The sequence below is a fragment of the Nocardia sp. NPDC057455 genome, from assembly GCF_042802775.1.
GTDB lineage: Bacteria > Actinomycetota > Actinomycetes > Mycobacteriales > Mycobacteriaceae > Nocardia.
This window is the reverse complement of sequence record NZ_JBHVDM010000013.1, coordinates 37,310-56,738: the sequence shown is the minus strand read 5'-3', so window position 1 is coordinate 56,738 and position 19,429 is coordinate 37,310. Positions and strand designations below refer to the sequence as shown.

The 19,429-nt window shown below is 68.3% G+C and carries 16 protein-coding genes; 7 read left to right on the top strand and 9 right to left on the bottom strand.

The window, feature by feature from the left end; all coding sequences use genetic code 11:
- Positions 1–2,815, bottom strand: a 2,815-nt coding sequence (locus ACFU5M_RS07820) for a circularly permuted type 2 ATP-grasp protein (RefSeq protein WP_379045532.1), incomplete at its 3' end; no start/stop codon positions are given.
- Between the two features lie 491 nt (positions 2,816–3,306).
- Between ACFU5M_RS07820 and ACFU5M_RS07815 the strand changes: the two genes are divergently transcribed.
- Positions 3,307–3,951, top strand: a complete 645-nt coding sequence (locus ACFU5M_RS07815; RefSeq protein ID WP_379045529.1) for a hypothetical protein — start codon at positions 3,307–3,309, stop codon at positions 3,949–3,951.
- 4 nt (positions 3,952–3,955) lie between these two features.
- Here the strand turns inward: ACFU5M_RS07815 and ACFU5M_RS07810 are convergent, their stop codons facing one another.
- From ACFU5M_RS07810 to ACFU5M_RS07800, 3 genes are all read right to left on the bottom strand, one after another.
- Positions 3,956–4,573, bottom strand: a complete 618-nt coding sequence (locus tag ACFU5M_RS07810) for a LysE family translocator (RefSeq protein ID WP_379045526.1) — start codon at positions 4,571–4,573, stop codon at positions 3,956–3,958.
- 61 nt (positions 4,574–4,634) lie between these two features.
- Positions 4,635–5,243, bottom strand: coding sequence for a recombination mediator RecR (gene recR / locus ACFU5M_RS07805; protein ID WP_379045524.1), 609 nt, complete (start codon positions 5,241–5,243; stop codon positions 4,635–4,637).
- 13 nt (positions 5,244–5,256) lie between these two features.
- A complete protein-coding gene (locus ACFU5M_RS07800; protein ID WP_379045521.1) occupies positions 5,257–5,589 on the bottom strand; it encodes a YbaB/EbfC family nucleoid-associated protein in 333 nt (110 codons plus the stop codon).
- A gap of 192 nt (positions 5,590–5,781) precedes the next feature.
- Between ACFU5M_RS07800 and ACFU5M_RS07795 the strand changes: the two genes are divergently transcribed.
- Genes ACFU5M_RS07795 through ACFU5M_RS07785 form a run of 3 tightly spaced genes read left to right on the top strand, consistent with a single transcriptional unit; the run spans position 5,782 to position 7,639 of the window.
- A complete protein-coding gene (locus ACFU5M_RS07795; protein WP_379045518.1) occupies positions 5,782–6,414 on the top strand; it encodes a hypothetical protein in 633 nt (210 codons plus the stop codon).
- 50 nt (positions 6,415–6,464) lie between these two features.
- On the top strand, positions 6,465–7,277 hold the full coding sequence (locus ACFU5M_RS07790; RefSeq protein WP_379045515.1) for a MerR family transcriptional regulator: 813 nt from the start codon (positions 6,465–6,467) through the stop codon (positions 7,275–7,277).
- A 14-nt stretch (positions 7,278–7,291) separates the two neighbouring features.
- A complete protein-coding gene (locus ACFU5M_RS07785) occupies positions 7,292–7,639 on the top strand; it encodes a VOC family protein (protein ID WP_379045512.1) in 348 nt (115 codons plus the stop codon).
- A gap of 53 nt (positions 7,640–7,692) precedes the next feature.
- Here ACFU5M_RS07785 and ACFU5M_RS07780 read toward each other — a convergent pair whose 3' ends face one another.
- A complete protein-coding gene (locus tag ACFU5M_RS07780; RefSeq protein WP_379045509.1) occupies positions 7,693–8,127 on the bottom strand; it encodes an SRPBCC family protein in 435 nt (144 codons plus the stop codon).
- Between the two features lie 199 nt (positions 8,128–8,326).
- On the opposite strand from ACFU5M_RS07780, the gene ACFU5M_RS07775 reads away from it, so the two are divergent.
- A complete protein-coding gene (locus ACFU5M_RS07775) occupies positions 8,327–9,769 on the top strand; it encodes an FAD-binding oxidoreductase (RefSeq protein WP_379045689.1) in 1,443 nt (480 codons plus the stop codon).
- On the top strand, positions 9,766–11,082 hold the full coding sequence (locus ACFU5M_RS07770) for a class I SAM-dependent methyltransferase (RefSeq protein ID WP_379045506.1): 1,317 nt from the start codon (positions 9,766–9,768) through the stop codon (positions 11,080–11,082). The genes ACFU5M_RS07775 and ACFU5M_RS07770 overlap by 4 nt, the downstream gene beginning before the upstream one ends.
- Before the next feature lie 10 nt (positions 11,083–11,092).
- On the opposite strand, the gene ACFU5M_RS07765 is transcribed toward ACFU5M_RS07770, so the two are convergent.
- Positions 11,093–14,674 (bottom strand): protein kinase, encoded by a 3,582-nt coding sequence (locus tag ACFU5M_RS07765; protein ID WP_379045503.1) that lies wholly within the window; start codon positions 14,672–14,674, stop codon positions 11,093–11,095.
- A 329-nt stretch (positions 14,675–15,003) separates the two neighbouring features.
- Positions 15,004–15,456, bottom strand: a complete 453-nt coding sequence (locus tag ACFU5M_RS07760; RefSeq protein ID WP_379045500.1) for an SgcJ/EcaC family oxidoreductase — start codon at positions 15,454–15,456, stop codon at positions 15,004–15,006.
- Between the two features lie 91 nt (positions 15,457–15,547).
- On the opposite strand from ACFU5M_RS07760, the gene ACFU5M_RS07755 reads away from it, so the two are divergent.
- A complete protein-coding gene (locus ACFU5M_RS07755; RefSeq protein WP_379045497.1) occupies positions 15,548–16,018 on the top strand; it encodes a MarR family winged helix-turn-helix transcriptional regulator in 471 nt (156 codons plus the stop codon).
- On the opposite strand, the gene ACFU5M_RS07750 is transcribed toward ACFU5M_RS07755, so the two are convergent.
- Both ACFU5M_RS07750 and ACFU5M_RS07745 read right to left on the bottom strand, forming a co-directional pair.
- Complete coding sequence (locus tag ACFU5M_RS07750; protein WP_379045494.1) at positions 16,015–17,106, bottom strand: esterase-like activity of phytase family protein; 1,092 nt, start codon at positions 17,104–17,106, stop codon at positions 16,015–16,017. The two genes, ACFU5M_RS07755 and ACFU5M_RS07750, sit on opposite strands and share 4 nt — an antisense overlap.
- Positions 17,107–17,219: 113 nt before the next feature.
- Positions 17,220–19,370, bottom strand: coding sequence for a 3-hydroxyacyl-CoA dehydrogenase NAD-binding domain-containing protein (locus ACFU5M_RS07745; protein ID WP_379045491.1), 2,151 nt, complete (start codon positions 19,368–19,370; stop codon positions 17,220–17,222).
- Positions 19,371–19,429 lie beyond the last annotated feature (59 nt).

The following is a 19,429-nucleotide window of genomic DNA, read 5'->3' as shown; positions in this document are numbered from 1 at the left end:
AAGCGCCGGGCAACGCGTGGAAATCGGCGTGCAGCCGGTCCAGCTGATAGGCCAGCGATCGCGGGTTGGCGGTGTCGAACAGCAGGAGCTCGGCGACGTTCGAGAGTCGCACCGAATCCTGATGTCGCCTGCGGTAGCTCACCGCGGACTCGGTGGCTCGCAGTACCCAGTCCGTGATTTCCCGCTCGGTCTGCTCCGGATACCGCTTGGTCAGCGCGGCCGAGAGCAACGCGGTCAGGGCGAGACCGCGTTCGATGCGCTTGCCGATATCCCTGACGTGCCATCCGGTATCGCGGATCAGCGACTCCCCGTCGATTCCGGACAGCGCGAGCAGCCCGGCCAGAGTGCGCGAATGCACATCCGACAGCTCCGCCTCCAGGTCGTCCACCGCGGCCGGATAGCCGGCCAGCGCCCGGTCGACCGCGCCGAGGATCATCCACGTATCCACCGACAACTGGTCGCGCACGGCGCGCGCGGCGTTTCCGTACCGGTCGATCGCGAAGGCCAGCGAGCCGGGTAGCGCCCGGTCGATCGTCAGCGCGACGAGGTAGTCGTGGCCGGTACGGGACGCACCCGGTACCGGGTGCGGCTGCGACGCTGTCGTCGTCGCGGCGCTGTCCGATCTTTCGGCGACGGCCTCCACTCCGGCCGTCACCGGCTGTCCCGCATCGGCGCCTGCCACGGCTTCGTTCCGGACCACGGCGGCAAGACGCGCGGCCCGCTCCGAATCGACATCGGCCATCGCCGGTTCCGGCGTCCGGTCTCCTGAGGACTCGGCGGCCGGATCCTCCCCGGCCGAATCACGATCGAGCAGTCGCGACCGGTCCGAGTGCGAGGCCTCTCGCACGAGTCCGTCCGCGCCGGTCGGCGCCGCCATCGCTTTCGGCTCGTCAGCGGAAGAGTCGACCGCTCCGGCGCCTGGGTGCGATCGCTCGTCGGCTCCGGCTCCACCAGGCGAGAGCATGCCGCGATCGGCCGAACTCTGCTGCGGCGCGGGGCCGCGCACCTCGGGACCACAAAGTTCCTCGGTCGGCGCCGCGGTGGCGGTGGCCCGGCCAAGGGCGGCCAGGAGGATCGGCAGCGCCTCTGCGCCCTCCAGCCAAGGGCGATAACGGAACTCCTGGTAGCGCTCGTGAGTGGCGATCAGCAGACGGGCGGCGTCCTCCGCGCGCTCACCGTAACGGCCGATCCAGAACAGGTCGTTGAGCACGCGCGGAGAACTGATCGCTGCCACGATCGGGTCGGTGCGCCGTTCGCGCTCGCGGGGCGGTTCGGTGCTGATCGCGGCGGCCGCGGTCGGCGCGGCCCGTACCCAGATGTCTTTGGCGGCGACTGTGCGCGCGGCACGATCGGTCGTGCGCTGACGCAACTGACCGAGACCCCCGGACATCACCGTGTAGCCACCCCGGTGGGCGAGCGAGAACAACCGCATGCCGACCGGAGCCGCGCCGAGACCGTGGTGATCGCGGATGGCGGGCGCGACGGAGAACTGCGCCGGCGCCTGGCCGACCCACTGCCAGCCGTGCGCATGGATCCTCGCCTGCAACTCCTCGCGCTGATCCCGGCTCAGCTCGGGACCGAACAGCGTGGTGCCGTCGATCGTGGAGCGAATGATCAGCTCGTCCAGCTTCGCGATCAGGTGCTTGCGCTCTCGTTCGTGACCACCCCAGTACGACGGCGCGCTCTCCAGCAGCAGGTCCTCGCCGAGCAGTGCGCGGGACAGGGCGGGCAGGAAGTGGGTCAGCGCGGGGTTCTCCAGCAGCCCGCTGCCGAGCGTGTTCACCACCGTCACCGCGCCGCGCCGCAGTACCTCGACCAGTCCCACCACGCCGAGCCGCGAATCCGGCCGCAGATCGAGCGGATCGGAGAATTCGGCGTCCACCCGGCGCAGCACCACGTCCACCCGTTTCAGCGTGCCGAGCGACCGCATCCACAGCGCGCCGTCGCGCACCACCAGGTCGGCGCTCTCCACCAACGGAAAACCGAGCGTGGAAGCGAGATACGCCTGATCGAACGCCGTCTCGGAGCGCACGCCGGGGCTGAGCACCACGACTACCGGCTCGTCGTCGTCGGTCGGCGCCGATTCGATCAGCATCAATCGCATCGCTCGGGCGAACGGCGTCAGCGGACGCGGATTGGCGTGCTCGAACGACTCCGGGATAGCGGTCGACACGACTCTGCGGTCCGCCAGCGCGTATCCGGCGCCCGCGGGCGCCTGCGTCCAGTCGGCGAGCACCCGGAACCGCCCGTCGCCCCAACGGCTGAGATCGCAGGCGTGCAGGAAGAGCTGATGCCGCCCCGGCACGGTGATGCCGTGCGCGGCCCGGACGTAGCCGCGGTTGCCGAAGACGGCTTCCGGTGCGAGCAGTCCCGAGCCGAGCGTCCTGCGCGGCCCGTAGACATCGGTGAGCACCTCGTCGAATACGCGGGAGCGTTGTTCCACACCGGCCTCCAGCCGGGTCCAATCGCCTGCGGCCACCAGCAGGGGAATCGGATCGAGGCGCCACGGCGCCGTGGTTTCGGTCGCCGCGCCGACCTCGAGGTAGGTGATGCCGTCGTCGTCGATCAGCCTGCGCACCCTGCTGTCCAGCTTGCCGAGACCGTCCCCGCCGAGTTCGGCGAAGTCGGCCGACAGCTCCGACCACATCCGGCGCACGGCGCCGTTCGCGTCGACCAGTTCGTCGTAGTAGCCCGCGACGGGCGCACCGCATTCGTCGTAGGCGGCCGTTTCGGCGCCCTCCGAGCGGTAGCGGGTGAACTGCTCGCGCACGGTGTCACCGGCCGCGGTCTCCCGCCGCTCATCGCGCAACGTCACCGCGCCGACCTCGCTTTCGCGCCATCCGTCACCAACGGTCGTCGAACGCTCCGGGCGGCCCGCACCCGATATAGCAGCCAGTGGGCTGTGTGACTATTTTCGCATGTCGCAGCGTCGGCTTCGGGTGAACCGGCAGCGCGCGCCGTCGCCCGTCGCGGTGTGGCCGCACCGGCGCCGGACACGGCGACACGCGGGTCCGGGTCCCACCTCGACCGCCGAGCCGGTGGTATCACCGAACTACGACAACGATCTCATCAGGAGGTCATATGCGTAAGTCAGCTTGTTCATCGTGTGAATCCGCGTTCGACCACTGCCATGGAACCCTTATCGTGCACGCGAGCCGGATCGCGGAATGCACCGACGAGCAGTGCCTCGAGCTCAGCCATGACCGGCACGCCTTCGTCCTCGATTGCCGAGACCTGGCGGGCGGCTGCCGGTGCACCGGCGACACGGTCCGCCGCCGCGCCTGAACGGTTCCGTACCCTGGCCCGGTGAGCTATGACCACGTGTTGCTGCCGTCCGGTGTCGCGTCGTCGATCGCGGAGGTCGACGCCTTCCTGAGCACCCAGCAGGGCGCCCCCGAGTCGGGGACGGTGGCGCAGATCGCGGCCGAACTGAACAGACGCAACGCGGAACTGCCCGAGGAGGACAGCTTTCTCAGCACCGCGCCGGTCGGCGGCGCGGCCACCGGCGCGGTGCTGCACGTGCCGTGTCCCTACGACGCGATCGGCTTCGTCCGCCACCTGCTGTTCGAACTCGCCACACCGCTGAACTACGCCGTCTACGACCCACAGCTGGCCTGGCTGATCGATCCCGCCGGTCACGTCAGGGCCATCGTCACGCACGGCGGTGCGGGCGAATTGCCGTACTTGACCGAAGCGCTTGTCCAGCAGTGGATTCCGGAGCTGAGCCCACCCAACCCGTACCTCGTCGTCGAACGCGGCGAGCAGTACTACATGCAGACCTACCGTGAGAACTCCGGCGCCTACACCGTGGAATACCGGGACGGGGCCCCCGACAAGCATTTCGGCACCACCCTCTCCGACCCCGCCACCGTGGCCGCCCTCATCTGGGGCTGGGCCAACGACGACCGCAGCCGCTTCCCAGGCCTACCTTGGTCTCGCATCGATTTGTAACCCGTCACTGATTCTGGACGGCCAGCCGGCCCGCCAGCGCGAGGAACGAGGCGCCGAAGACTCGCCGCGTCCAAGTGACGACGGCGGGCCGGGAGACGACCTGGTCGCGAACGGCGGCCGCGCAGGCGCCGTAAACCGCGAACACCACGAAGGTCGCCAGCATGAAGATGCCGCTCAGCTCGAGCATGCGCGCCACCGCGTTCGGCGCGCCAGCGGGCACGAACTGCGGGAGGAACGCGAAAAAGAAGATGGTCAGTTTGGGATTGAGGAGGTTCAGCAGTACCGCCGAGGTGATCACCTTCCGCACCGAGGGCGCGGGCTGCCCGGTGTGCTCCGGCACGGCGAGCGCGCCGTTGTCCCGGAACGTGGTCCAGGCCATGTACACCAGATAGGCGACACCGAGGTACTTCAACGTCTGGAACGCGACCGCGCCGGCAGTCAGCAGCGCCGCCAGACCCGTGATCGCCGCGATCAGGTGCGGGACGGTGCCGAGTGTGCAGCCGAAAGCCGCGATCACCGCGGCCCGCACGCCCCTGGACAAACCGGCCGCGAGCGTGAACAGCACACCGGTGCCGGGGGTGGCGACGATGACGAGCGTCGTCAGCAAGAATTCGATGCTCATCTCCGACACGGTAACCGACGCCCGGCACGGCGTAATCCCGCTGCCGGAGAGGTTTTCGCGGCTACAGCGCGCGCCGCCCGGACAGCGCGCGGCCGAGGGTCAGCTCGTCGGCGAATTCGAGGTCGCCGCCCATCGGCAGGCCCGACGCCAGCCTGGTCACGCTCAGGCCGGGGAAGTCGCGCAGCATCCGGACCAGATAGGTGGCCGTGGCCTCGCCCTCGGTGTTCGGGTCGGTCGCGATGATCACCTCGCTGACGTCGACGCCGTCCTCCTGGTTTCCGATGCGCGCCAGCAAGTCCCGAATGCGCAACTGGTCGGGTCCGATACCGCTGAGCGGATCGAGCGCCCCGCCGAGCACGTGGTAGCGACCGCGGAACTCCCGGGTGCGCTCGATCGCCTGCACGTCCTTGGGCTCCTCGACCACGCAGATCATGGTCCGGTCCCGGCGCGGGTCGGCGCAGATACGGCACAGCTCGCCGTCGGAGACCGTCCCGCACGTCACGCAGAACTGCACACCGTCGCGCACCTTCTGCAGCGCGGCCTGTAGCCGATCGATCTCCGGCGGCTCCACCTGGAGCAGGTGGAAGGCGATGCGCTGCGCGCTCTTCGGACCGACGCCGGGCAGCTTGCCCAATTCGTCGATCAGATCCTGGACCGGACCCTCGTACAACTGCTACCTCGGCTCAGAAACCGGGCAGCGAACCGCCGCCGAGGCCACCGGACAGCGGCCCGAGCCGTTCCGCGGCGACGCTCTGCGCGTTGGCCATCGCGTCGTTCACCGCACCGATGACCAGGTCCTGCAAAGTCTCGACGTCCTCGGGATCAACGGCCTTCGGGTCGATGGTCAGCGACACCACCTCACCGCTGGCCTTGATGGTGACCTGGACCAGGCCACCGCCCGCCTCGCCTTCCACCTCGGTCGCCGCGATCTCGGCCTGGGCTTCCATCACCGCCTGCTGCATCTGCTGCGCCTGGGCGAGCAACTGTTGCATGTCGAACTGGCCACCTGGCTGCACGGGAGGGTCCTCTCTGGAGAAGGTGTCATCGGCCAGCCTAGTCCTGCCGCACCGGGCTCCCGGCGCGGCCCGACGGGTCCGATATCGCGGCGCATGGTGGATAACAGGTTGGGTAGTTCTGGTGGAGACCGACCGCGCGCGCCTTACCATCGACACCGAGTCGGGGCCGGTGTGCAAATCTGGAGACAAAAGATGATCGCAGTTCGTGCACGTTTCCTGAGCACCCTGGTGCTCACGCTTGGGGTTCCCAGCATCTTTCTCGGCGCCGCGGGTCCAACGGCGTCCGCGGACACGGAGATCATCGAGGCGACCGAGGCGACCGAGGCCCAAGAGGTCATCGACCCCGAGACCAGCCCGGCGGTCGCCGACTACGGGGACGGCTGCGTCCTCTATCCGGACGACAAGGCAGCGACGCTCGATTCGCTGCGCTTCCGGTGCTCGCCGGGGCAGCAGGACGCCATCTTCCGCGCCGCGCCGCTCGGCGACGTTCCCTCCGGCGTGAAGTCGGGCTGGGTCACTCGCCCGCCGGTGATGCAGGCCGTCGCGCCCCCGCTGTGGATCGGCAAGACCTTCTACACCGGCCCGGACGGTGGCTACCTGATGAACCGCCTCACCGGTGCGGGCGTCGAGGGCTGGCGCGCCGACGTCTACACGGCGCCCGCCCTGACCGACGGGCAGCCGGCCTGGGCCCTGGATTACGCGCCCTCCCCGACACCGCCGGTCTACGACGAGATCCGGGAGGTCACCCCGGGTGTGTGGTTCGGCTATTCGTGGTGGCGCGGCGCGTTCCAGACCACCCTGCTGCTGACCTTCGCGCTCGCCTGAACTTCGGGTGGCGTTGACCCTCCCGTCGCTGGAGGGTGTTGGCTGGTGCCATGACGGCGACCGTCCCCATCGGGGAGTTCTCCAGGCTGAGCAACCTCAGCGTGAAGACGTTGCGCTACTACCACGAGATCGGCCTGCTCGCTCCGGCCGACGTCGACGCGAGTTCGGGCTATCGGCGGTACGCGACAGCGCAGGTGACGCAGGCACAGTTGATCCGGCGGCTGCGCGAGCTGGACATGCCGGTCCCGGAGATCCGCGCCGTGCTCGCCGCGCCGGACGACTACGCCCGTGACGCCACGCTGCGTGCGCATCTGGAGCGCATGGAGGCCGAACTGGTCCGTACCCGCGCGGTCGTGGCCTCGTTGCGCTCACTGCTGACACCCTCGCCCCCGATCACCGTGGAGTACCGCGTGGTTGCGGCGTTCCCGGCCGCGGCGATCGGCGCGACGGTGGCGCGTGACCACATCGGCGAGTGGTGCGCTTCGACGTTCCAGGCGTTGTACGAGGCGCTGGCCGCAGCGGACATCGCGCCCGCGGGCATCGGCGGCGCCACCTACGGCACGGATTTCTTCGAAGAGGACGAGGGCGCGGTCGTCGCGTTCGTCCCGGTCGCCGACGCCGATATCGTGCTGCCGCCACGGCTTTCGGCGATCGAGTTACCCACGCGCCGTTTCGCCGTCACCGTGCACGAGGGTCCGTTCGAGGATTTCGACCGCACCTACGGCACGCTGGGCAGTCATGTCGCCGAACACGATGTCGCGTTGCCCGAGCCGATCCGCGAGTTGTACCTGCTCGGACCGGATGTGTCCGACGATCCCGCCACCTACCGAACCGAAGTGTGCTGGCCCATCGCGCAGCCCTGAACGAGGAGATGTCCATGACGCTCTCGATCGCCCACGTCACCGTCGACTGCGAGAATGCGGGCGCTCTCGCCGAATTCTGGTCGCGATTGCTGCAGACGCCCGTCGATCCCGACCCCACCCCGGAGTTCGCCACCGTCGGCCGGACCGCGGGCGCCACGACCGTGCTGATGTTCATCCAGGTGCCCGACAAGAACTCGGGCAAGAACGTGATCCATCTCGATTTGCTGGCCTCCGACCGGGACGAAGTCGGACGCGCGATCGACCTCGGCGCGAAGCACGTCGGCGACTTCGACGAGTGGGGTACGAAGTGGACGACGCTGGCCGATCCCGAGGGGAACCTGTTCGACATCGCGGCCGAGTAGGCCGCTCGATACCGCGACGACGGTCCGCACGGACCGTCGTCGCGTTCGTTCGATCAGGCCAGCTCGCGCTGCAAGTTCCCGAGCACCTCGGCCTGGATCTTCTTCAGGCCGAGCGGCGCGAAGATGCCCTCGAAGATGCCCGCGACGCCGCCCGCGCCCTTCCAGGTGGTGCGCAGCGTGACCCGCGAGCCCGTCCCCTCGGGAGTGACGGTCCAGGTGTTCACCAGCGTCGAATTCGAGTCGCGCTCGGTGACAATGGAATCGGACACCGAGACGACCGCGTGCACATTCCGCGAGCGCTTCTCGGTGGCCTGCAACGTCCACTCCGCCACGGTGCCCGCGCCTTTGCCGCCTTCGACCACCTTGTAGTCGCGATAGTGCGACGAGAGGATGCGCGGACGCACCGTGTCGTAGTCGGCGATGGCCTCCAGCGCGCGCTGCGGATCCGCCTGCACGTCGATCGAACTACTGGCGCTGACCTGTCCCACAATGAGCTCCTTGTCCGGATGCGGTGTCTCGACCGATCTCCATCCTGCCCTGTCCGCGCCGGAGGAAAGCGCCGAGGGTGCGGCGAACTACTCCAGACAATTCGGTATTCCATTTCGCAACATATGCGTGACATTTCTCCGCCACCATGCCCGCGCGGTGGCCCCGCCGTTTGGTCCGTACTAGCGTCGAGGGGTGGCAGTGAGTCTGTTGGGGAAGGCCGGACGCGCACCGGCCGCACGCGAATCAGGATTTGCCGCGCATCGAGCGGGCGTGGACCGTCTTCTGGCGAGCTACCGCGCGATACCCGAGCACGCCGACGTCCGGTTGGCGAAGAAAACGTCGAACCTATTCCGCGCCAGGGCGAAGAACCCCGCGCCCGGTCTCGACGTGTCCGGACTCACCCGTGTCATCGCCGTTGACCCGGTCGCCAAGACCGCCGACGTCGCCGGCATGACCACCTACGAGGAACTGGTCGCCGCCACCCTTCCGTACGGGCTCGCGCCGCTGGTCGTTCCCCAGCTCAAGACGATCACGCTGGGCGGAGCGGTCACCGGCCTCGGCATCGAGTCCACGTCCTTCCGCAGCGGCCTGCCGCACGAGTCGGTGCTGGAGATGGACGTGCTCACCGGCGCGGGCGAGATCCTCACCGCCACGCCGCACAACGAGCACGCCGATCTGTTCCGCGGCTTCCCGAACTCCTACGGCACGCTGGGCTACACGGTGCGGTTGAAGATCGAGCTGGAAGAGGTGCAGCCGTTCGTCGCGCTGCGGCACGTGCGCTTCCGGGAACTGCGCGAACTGGAGGCCGCCCTCGCGACGATCGTGACCGACCGCGCCTTCGAGGGCGAGCCCGTCGATTATCTCGACGGCGTCGTCTTCTCCGCCGAGGAGAGCTACCTGACGCTGGGTCGCCGGACCGACGAGCCGGGCCCGGTCAGCGACTACACCGGCATGGACATCTACTACCGCTCCATCCAGCACGAGGGCGACACGCCCAAGCGTGACCGCCTGACCATCCACGACTACCTGTGGCGCTGGGACACCGACTGGTTCTGGTGCTCCCGCGCTTTCGGCGCGCAGCATCCGCGGATCCGCCGGTTCTGGCCGAAGCGCTACCGGCGCAGCAGCTTCTACTGGAAACTCGTGGCGCTGGACCACAAGTACGCCATCGCGGACAAACTGGAGGCCCGCAAGGGCAATCTCCCGCGCGAGCGAGTCGTGCAGGACATCGAGGTGCCGGTGGATCGCACCGCCGATTTCGTGGAGTGGTTCCTGCGCGAGATCCCGATCGAGCCGATCTGGCTGTGCCCGCTGCGTTTGCGCGAAGCCGGCGACCCGGATCGGACGGGCGAACGCACCTGGCCGCTGTATCCCCTGGAGCCGGACCGGACCTACGTGAATGTCGGATTCTGGTCGGCCGTGCCCACCACCCCCGGGCAGCAAGAGGGCGCGGCCAACCGCGCGATCGAGCACACGGTGACCGAGTTCGACGGTCATAAGTCGCTGTACTCGGATTCCTTCTACGACAAGGATGAGTTCGCGGCGCTCTACGGCGGAAACATCTACACCGAACTGAAGAAACGCTACGACCCGGACCAGCGCCTGCTGGATTTGTATTCGAAGGCGGTGCAACGCAAATGACGACGTTCAAGGACCGTTCCGATGTCTTCGCCGATCTCGGGACCAAACTCGGCATCGCCGAGATCTTCGAGACTCTCGTCGAGGGCGAAGTCCCGATCCGCTTGACGGCCTACGACGGCAGCGCGACCGGACCGCTGGATTCGGAGTTCGCACTGGACATCCGGACACCGCGCGGCATCAACTATCTGGCGACGGCCCCCGGCGATCTGGGTATGGCCCGCGCCTACATCTCCGGTGACATGACCGCGACCGGCGTGCACCCGGGAGATCCGTACGAGCTCCTGAACGCGCTGGACGGGTTGAAATTCCGCCGTCCGTCCGCTCTGGCCTTGGTGACCATCGCGCGCTCGCTGGGCTGGGAGCGGCTCAAGCCGGTCGCCCCGCCGCCGCAGGAGACCTTGCCGCGCTGGCGGCGGATCGCCTTCGACGGCTTGCGCCACTCCAAGACCCGCGACGCCGAAGCCATCCACCACCACTACGACGTCTCGAACGCTTTCTACGAGTACGTGCTCGGCCCGTCGATGACCTACACCTGCGCGGTCTACGGTGACGAGAACTGGACACTGGAACAGGCGCAGGAGAACAAGTACCGCCTGGTGTTCGAGAAGCTGCGGTTGAAGGAGGGCGACCGACTGCTCGACATCGGCTGCGGGTGGGGCGGCATGGTGCGCTATGCCGCCAAGCGCGGCGTCAAGGTGATCGGCGCGACGCTCTCGGCCGAGCAAGCCGGCTGGGCGCAGAAGAAGATCGCCGAGGAAGGCCTGGCCGATCTGGCCGAAGTGCGCCATTCCGACTACCGCGACGTGCCGGAGGGCGAGTTCGACGCGGTGTCCTCGATCGGGCTCACCGAGCACATCGGTGTGCACAACTACCCGTTCTACTTCGACTACATCAAGAGCAAACTGCGCGACGGCGGCCTGTTCCTGAATCACTGCATCACCCGCCCGGACAACACCCGTACCACCAAGGCGGGCGATTTCATCGACCGCTACGTGTTCCCGGACGGCGAGCTGATCGGTTCCGGCCGGATCATCTCCGAGATCCAGAACATCGGGCTCGAAGTGCTGCACGAGGAGAACCTGCGCGAGCACTACGCCCTGACCCTGCACGAATGGTGCAAGAACCTGGTCGCCAACTGGGACGCCTGCGTCACGGAGGTCGGCGAGGGCACCGCGAAGGTGTGGGGCCTGTACATGGCTGGATGCAGGCTGGGCTTCCAGCGCAACGTGGTTCAGTTGCACCAGGTGCTGGGGGTCAAACTCCCCGCCGACGGCGACTGGACCGTGCCGCTGCGCCCGTGGTGGCAGCCGTGACCCGGTTCGCTCAGTAGGCCTGACTGCCCGCCTTGTTCAGGAGTTCGTCCAGGAACTGGGCGGGCAGCTCGATGTCACCGACCTGGGCCGAGGCGGGCAGGTCGGTGCGCAGCACGCGCAGGATGCCGACCACGCCGGGGCCGGCGTCCAGCAGCGGCCTGGTCCAGCCGAGGCCTGCGCAGGTCGTGACGGCGGGCAGCAGCAGGTTGGTGGCCTCGCCGACCCAGCCCGCGGTGGCCAGGCATTCCGCGAGGAGCAGCGCGGCGTCCAATTGGGCGCGCGGACGGTGCTTTTGCAGGGTGTGGTCGTAGAGCGCGCGGGCACGGCGCACGGCCCGGTCGTCGGAGCCGGGCCGGTGTTCGGCGAGCAGCGCGCGGATCGCGGCGAGTTCCTCCGCCTCGGCGGTGAGCAGGGCAGCGCCGGTCAGCCGATGCCCCACCTGTAGCGGCGTGGACTCGCTGAGATCGGTGTAGCGGCGCTCCCCTGCCTCCAGCGGCAGTCCCAGGCGCAGCCGTTCGGCGCGGATGTGCGCGGCAAGACGGGCCAAGCGGTTGTCGGCGGCGATGCGCGCGCCCTCGTCCAGACGCGTGGCCGCGGTGAACAGATCCCCGCCGACCGCCTTGACCCGGGCGCCGACGACGAAGGTGGAGATCAGGAAGTCCACCGGGCCGACCCGGGTGACCAGCTCGTGGCTTTCGTCGAGCAGCCGATCGGCCGTCTCCAGATCACCCCCGCGATAACTGGTCTCGCCGAGCAGCGCGGCGGCCACGCGCACCGCGTGCGAGCGCGGTCCGGAGCGCTCGCGCGCGGACTCCCACGCCTGCTGGAAACAACGGGTGGCGGTGGCGACGTCGAGTTGCTCGTAGGCGGCCGCGCCCTGGCCGCAGCGGCCGAACACCAGGCCGAGCGGATCCTTCGAGTTTTTGTGATAGTCCTCGGCCCACTCCTGGATCTTCCTGGCGCCCTCGAAATCGAACCCGCACAGGCGCACGAACGTGGTGAGGTTCGCCGCGGTCGAGACCGTCCAAGCCGGGAGATCGCCCGGCTCCCGCAAGCAGTCGGCGACCCGATCCAGCACGCCCTCGGTGTGGTCACGCGCGATCTGGTCCGACGCGGCGAGCACCGCCGCCTGGCAGCGCTGGACGCGCACATCCGCGTCGCCCGTGGAGCCGCGGGCCAGGATGCTGGACAGTCTGCCCAGCGCGTTGCGGGCCGCGCCGGACTGCTGCAAGTTGACATTCGCCCTGGCCACCGCCATCAGCAACTTCGAGCGCGAGGCCACCTGCTGCATCGGCAGTTTCGACACGCTGCCCAGCAGCGTGGCGAGCCGGGATCCGTCGATCAGATCCATCCCGCCGCCCTCGAGCAGGTCCAGCGCCATCTTCAGATCGGTCGCGGCCAGTGCGTGGTCGACCGACTTGCGCAGCAGCTGATGTTCGGCGTACCAGCGCGAAGCCTTGCGGTGCAGCGACTTCGAATTCCCGGGATGGACGCGGTCCAGCCGGGTCCGCAGATGCTCGGCGAACAGCGGCTGCATCCGGAACCACTCCGGGTCGTGCTCGATGCGCCGCAAAAACAGCTCGCGTTGCTCGGCCTGCTCGAGCAACTGCTCGGCGTCCGGCTCCCCGGACAGCGCCGCGGCGAGCGAGCCGCAGACCCGCTCGGTCACCGCGATCGACATCAGGAACTCGAGCATCTTGGGTTCCAGGGTGTCCAGCACGTTCTCGGCGAGGTACTCGCGGATGCCGTGGTTGCCCTCCGAGAGCGTGGCGATCAGCTGAGCGGGGTCGGCGTTGCCGCGCAGGGAGAGTCCGACCAGCTGGATGGCCGCGGGCCAACCGTCGGTAGCGGTGTGGATCTCGGTCACCTGCTCGGGGGTCAGATCGAATCCGTTGCGTTCGACGAGGATCTGCCGGGTCTCCGCTTCGGTCAGCCGCAACGCGGCCGAACCTATCTCGACCAGTTCGTCGTGCACCCGCATCCGGCTCGTCGGCAGGCCGGATTGCTCCCGGCTGGTCACCACGAAACGCAGGTGATGGCAGCCGTTGTCCAGCAAGGCTTCCATCGCCCGATGCGCGCCCGCGTCGGTGATCCGCTGCCAGTCCTCGACAATTACCACGACCGTCTTGCCCGCGGCGTGGATCTCGTCGATGAGCGTGGGAATCACGAACGCGGCGGCGTCGGCCGGCCGCTCCTCCAGCACTTGATCCAGCCCGGCGCCGACGTCCGGGTGCACCCGGCGGATCGCCTGGATCAGATGGGCGAGCAGCCAGATCTCGTTGTCGTCGTCGCGGTCGATGCCGATCCAGGCGACGGCGGCAGAGCCTTCGGTGAGCTCGGCGCGCCACTGCGCGGCCAGCGTGCTCTTGCCGAATCCCGCGGGCCCGTGGATCACCGCGAGTCGGCGCCGCCCGCCCCCACGCAGGATGTCCAGCAGACGCGGCCGCGGTATCGGATCTCGCGTGGGCGTGGGGGGACGGAATTTGGTCACGGCGGTCGGCGGTGTCGTCGTCGAGGTGGCCGGATGCTGCGACACGGCGGGCCGCAGCGTCAACGGCCAGCTGCGCCGCGCGGTGACCGCGGGACGGGAACCGGTCCATGCCACGGTCGGTATGCCCACGGCGGTCGGAACCGTCGGTTCGGCCTCCGGCGTGGTGTCCAGCAGAGCCATCTCGTCCGGCAGCTGGTCATGGTTGCGCTGCACCTCGCGCAGCATCTCGCCGAACTCGTAGGCGCTGACCGGGCGATCTCGCGGACTCGGGGCCATCGCGTGTTCGATGACGGTGGCCACATCCGGGGGAATGTCCTGTTCGCGCAGGTCGGGCACCGGCTGGGTGGTGATGCGCAGAAATTGCGCGACCACCCGCTCGCCCGCCTGCCGCTCGAAGGCCGCATGCCCGGTAAGCAAGGCGAACAACGTCGAACCGAGGCCGTAGACGTCGGAGCGGATGGTCGGCTCGTCGCCTTTGAGGACCTCCGGCGCGGTGAACGCGGGCGAGCCGGTGATCATGCTGCTGGACGTGCGGAATCCGCCCGGGATGCGGGCGATGCCGAAATCCGTCAGCTGCGGCTCGCCGTAGCCACTGAGCAGGACGTTGGCCGGTTTCACGTCCCGGTGCAGGATCCGGGCGCGGTGGGCGCTCTCGATGGCGCCCGCCAGCTTCACACCGGCTCGCAGCGAGTCCGCCCAGGTCAGCGGGCCCTGATCACGGATCAGCTGCTCGAGTGACCCGTGGGTGCAGTACGGCATGACGATGAGCGGCATGCCGGTGGCCGTCACGTCCACCTGGAGAATGTCGACGATGTTCGGGTGGCCGGACAGCCTGCCCATGGCTTGTTCCTCACGCAGGAACCGCTCCCGGCTCTCCTGGTCGATCTCCGAGGGGAGCACTTTCACCGCGACCACCCGATCCAACGCGGTCTGCACGCAGCGGTACACCACCCCGAATCCGCCACGGCCGATCTCCACGGCACCGGACAGGCCCATCGCCTCCAACTCGTCGGCGATGCCGATGGGCGTCTCCCGGCGCGTGTTCGTCTCGGCCGCAGTCGATTCGGGGCGCACCCGGCCCGAACGCGTCTGTGGATTCATGTGATCACCTCGAACTCACATCGAATCGGCGACCAACTCCGCGCCGACCCCGGACGCCGTGTCCGATATGTCTGCGCATACTCCAACGTAGCGCGGCCCGGTATCAGGCGGGTGACGTTTCCGAACAAGACGACTCGTACCGCGGATCCGCGTGTCGCGCGCCGCTCAGCGCTCCGGCCGGGGCTCGATGTCCGGCACGAAATAAGCTCTCGCGCTCACCTTTGCAGGTGCCGCTCGGGCTCGTGGCCGCCGCCACGTCTGGTCCATCCGAAGGGATACCCGTGGCGAAGCCGGCCAACCGGCCGACGAGCGTATTCACCGTGGATCGATCAGCGCTGCCCGGTGGGACGTGCCGCCGGGGTGAACCAAAAGGTGATGCGCTCCATGAGCTTCCTGCGTTTGGTGTTCTGAAAAGCGGCGATGCGCCATCGGCCGTCCCGGCGGACCACCGTGTAGGTCTGCACCTTGGCCGGAGCCGGCTTCGGCGATCCCTTGTAGGTGTCGCCACGACTGGTCACCACGGCGACGTCCGGGCCGCAGTGGCGAATGTCCAGCACCTCGTCGGCCAGCCGGGTGCCCTTCAGGACACCCGCGAACAAGGCGCGGTGCGAAGCGACGATGTCCGCGCGCCCGCGGTAATGGGTGCCGAGGTAACTGGTGTAGGTGGCGTCCTCGGTGAAGACCGCGCCATAAGCGTCGGCGTCCGCTCGGCCCCAGGCGTCTGTCATGTCGGCGAGAAGCGCCAGAATGCCGAGCCGGTCGGTGTTGTCGTCGCCGCTCATGATGTGCCTCCATGATAAATTCTTCCCGTAAGAGCTTTCTTCTTTTAGGAAGTCTCTTTATGAAGGAAGAAATTAAAGGCTGGAGAGATCTGTGTCAATACCCGAGACCGCGCCGCATGGCTTTCCGGCGGACGCCCATGAGGTCTACCGGCGCTACGTGAGCGCGGTCATGCTGCACGGCCAAGCCGGGGCGCGAGCGGTCGACCTGGGCGCCACCGACCTCTACGCGCTCAACATCCTCGAACTGGCCGGACCGATGACGCCCGGCGAACTCGGCGCTCGCAGCGGTCTGACCACCGGCCCGACCACCCGGCTCATCGACCGGCTGGAGGACGCGGGCTATGTCCGTCGTGCGCCGGTCCAGGGCGACCGGCGCAAGGTGATCGTCGAACCGGTCGGCAAGCCCGCCGATCTCGACGAGATTCTCGCCCCGGCGCGCAAACGCATCGGCGAGATCATCGGCGGTTACTCGCCCGAACAGCGCGAGGTGCTGTTCGACTACTTCACCAGGGCAGCCGCCGCTTACCAGGCCGCCGCCGAGGAGTTGCGTCCTGCGGATTAGGCGAGGGCGAGGGCGATGACCTGGGTGATCTGGCGGCTGTCGAAATTGTCGTCGCTGACCAGGACCAGGGTTCGCTCGCCGGAGGGCAGCCGGGGGCCCCACGTCATGCCCTCCACGTTGTCGACAGCGGAGAGGCCGACGTCGTCGAGGTCCACCAGCAGCCGCTTGGCCACCGGGCGCGCGGAGCCGACCGGGGCGTCGAGGATGTCGGTCGCGGTACTCAGGTCGGCCTCGTAGACGCGGATCTTGTTGCCCGCGCCCGGGGAGTAGGAACGTTCCAGCACAAGGATTTTCGTGGGATCCAGCGGATCGGCGGCGAGGATGGACGCGATCCCCGCTTCGCCGCGGCCGGGCTCCGGCCGCGACTCGGCGAAGACCGGCTCCATCGGGTACGCGTACTGGGCGAGCAAGGGCCCGGATCGGGCCTGGACGGTGATGCGCGCGAGCCCTCCACCGGCCGTGGTCGCCGCCGGGCCGTCCGGTAGCAGCGGCCCTTCCGTCGCGGTCGCGAACAATGTGCCCGCGGCGAGGAAGGTCGCTGCCTCCAGCGCCTGATTCCGGCGGGGGCCGGAATCGGGACGCATCCGTTCGTTCGCCGGGATCGGCAGATCACCGGCGTAGGAGCCGTCCGGGTGCGCGATCCGCACCGACGGGTCCGCCAGCACGGCGCCGTCCCGCTCGCCCTCTTGCATCCAGTAGTAGTCGCCGGTCCACGGATCGAACCGGATCTCCTCCGGGTCGACCGACATCGGCGGGTAGGGAGCACCCGTCGCGGCCAGCAGCGGTCGGGTACCGGTGATCTTCACCGGTCCGACGCCGCGCTCGCCGACCTCGGCGCGCGCGGTGTAGTACCGCGCGGGGTTCTTGCTCGACCGATCGTCGCTGATCAGCACGAATTCTCCAGTACGTGCCGAGTAATCGATCCCGGAGAGACCGCCCACGGTGGTGCCATCGAAGTCCAGACCCGACGCGATCACCTGCTCGCCCAGCAAGCGCACCGAAGGCGCGGGGTCCGCGGCCGCCAGCGGGGCCGATGCGAGCGTGAGCGCGCAACTGGCGATCAGAACATGGCGACTACGTCTCGGCACGGCTGCCAACCTATCCGGCCGAGCGAACGCGAAGGTGTACGGGCTGGGAAACGACGGAAGCCCGCCACCGCGAAAAGCGGTGACGGACTTCGCCGTTGCGTTCCGGCGCGAGACTACTTACGCAGCGAGGCCGGAACCTCGAAGCGCTCGCCGTAGTTCTTGGCGAGGTAGTCGGCGCGTTCCACGAAGGCCTCCTGGCCACCCGGGTAACCGACGATGAACTGGTGCACACCACCGGTCCAGGCCGGGAAGCCGATGCCGAAGATCGAGCCGATGTTGGCGTCGGCGGTGGAGGTGAGCACGCCCTCGTCGAAGCACTTCTGGGTCTCGATCGCCTCCGCGAACAGCATGCGGTCGATCAGATCCTGCAACGGGACGCCGAAGTCCGCCGAGGTCTTGAAGTGCTCGCGCAGGCCCTCCCACAGACCGGTGCGCTTGCCGTTCTCGTCGTACTCGTAGAAGCCCGCCTTCTCCAGGCGGCCCGGACGGCCCTCGGACACCATGTAGTCGATGACGTCCTGCGCCGGGTGCCGCTTGACGCCCAGGGTGGTGTCGCCCGCCTCGGCGGCTTCCAGGGTCTCCTTGGCGATCTTCTGCATGAGCTTCAGGTTCAGCTCGTCCGACAGCTGCAGCGGCGCGGCCGGGTAGCCCGCCTGCAGACCCGCCTGCTCGATGGTGGCGGGCTCGATGCCCTCCTTGAGCATGGCGATCGCCTCGTTGACGAAGGTGCCGATCACGCGCGAGGTGAAGAAACCGCGGCTGTCGTTGACGACGATCGGGGTCTTCTTGATCGCGAGGGTGTAGTCGAACACCCGGGCCAGCGCCTCGTCCGAGGTCTTCTCACCCTTGATGATCTCCACCAGCGGCATCTTGTCGACCGGCGAGAAGAAGTGGATGCCGATGAAGTCCTCCTGGCGCTTCACGCCGGTCGCCAGACCGGTGATCGGCAGGGTGGAGGTGTTCGAGCCGAGCAGCGCGTCGGGGGTGACGACGTCCTCGATCTCCTGGAACACCTTGTGCTTCAGCTCGGTGTTCTCGAAGACCGCCTCGATGACGAAGTCGACGCCGGCGAAGTCGGCCGGGTCCGCGGTCGGCTTGATCCGGTCAAGCAGCGCCTTGGACTTCTCCTCGGTGGTCTTGCCACGGGAGAGGGCCTTGGCCTCGATCTTCTCGGAGTAGTTCTTGCCGCGCTCGGCCGCCTCGATCGTGACGTCCTTCAGCACGACCTCGTAGCCGGCCTTGGCGGAGACGTACGCGATGCCCGCGCCCATCATGCCCGCGCCGAGCACGCCGACCTTCTTGATCTCCTTCTTCGGCACGTCCTTCGGACGCGAACCGCCGTTGTTGATCGTCTGCAGATCGAAGAAGAACGCCTGGATCATGTTCTTCGCGACCGGGCCGGTGAGCAGGTGCACGAAGTAGCGGGACTCGATCAGCGACGCGTTGTCGATATCGACCTGCGAGCCCTCGACCGCGGCCGACATGATGGCGCGCGGCGCGGGCATGTTCGCACCCTTGAGCTGCTTGCGCAGGTTCGCCGGGAAGGCGGGCAGGTTCGCCGCGAACGCGGGCGAGGACGGGGTGCCGCCGGGGATCTTGAAGCCCTTCTTGTCCCAGGGCTGCACACCGGCCTCGGGGTTGGCCTTGATCCACGCCTTGGCCGCGGGGACCAGCTCCTCGATCGAGCCGACCAGCTCGTCGACCAGGCCGATCTCCTTGGCCTTGGCCGGCTTGTTGCGCTGGCCCTGCAGCAGCACCTGCATCAGGGCGTTCTGCAGGCCCAGCATGCGCACGGTACGGATGACGCCGCCGCCCGCGGGCAGCAGGCCGAGGGTGGCCTCCGGCAGACCGATCTGCGAACCCGGCACGTCCGCGGCGATGCGGTGGTGGGTGGCCAGCGCGATCTCCAGGCCGCCGCCGAGCGCGGCGCCGTTGATGGCGGCGACGACCGGCTTGCCCAGCTGCTCCAGGCGACGCAGGGCGCTCTTGATCTCGGTGAGCTCCTCCATCAGCGCCTGGGCGTCGTCCGGGCCGACCTTCATCATGTTCTTCAGGTCGCCGCCGGCGAAGAAGGTCTTCTTCGCGGAGGTCAGGACGACACCGGTGATGCTGTCCTTCTCCTCCTCGAGCCGCTTGACGGTGGCCGTCATCGACTTCTTGTACAGCTCGTTCATCGTGTTGGCGCCCTGGTTCGGGTCGTCCATCGTCAGTACGACGATGCCGTCCGAATCCTGCTCCCAACCGATCATGTTGGTTTCGCTCACAGCTCTGTGTCTCCTAGGTGAATTAGCGGCGTTCGCGGCTCTACGTGGTTACGCAGGCT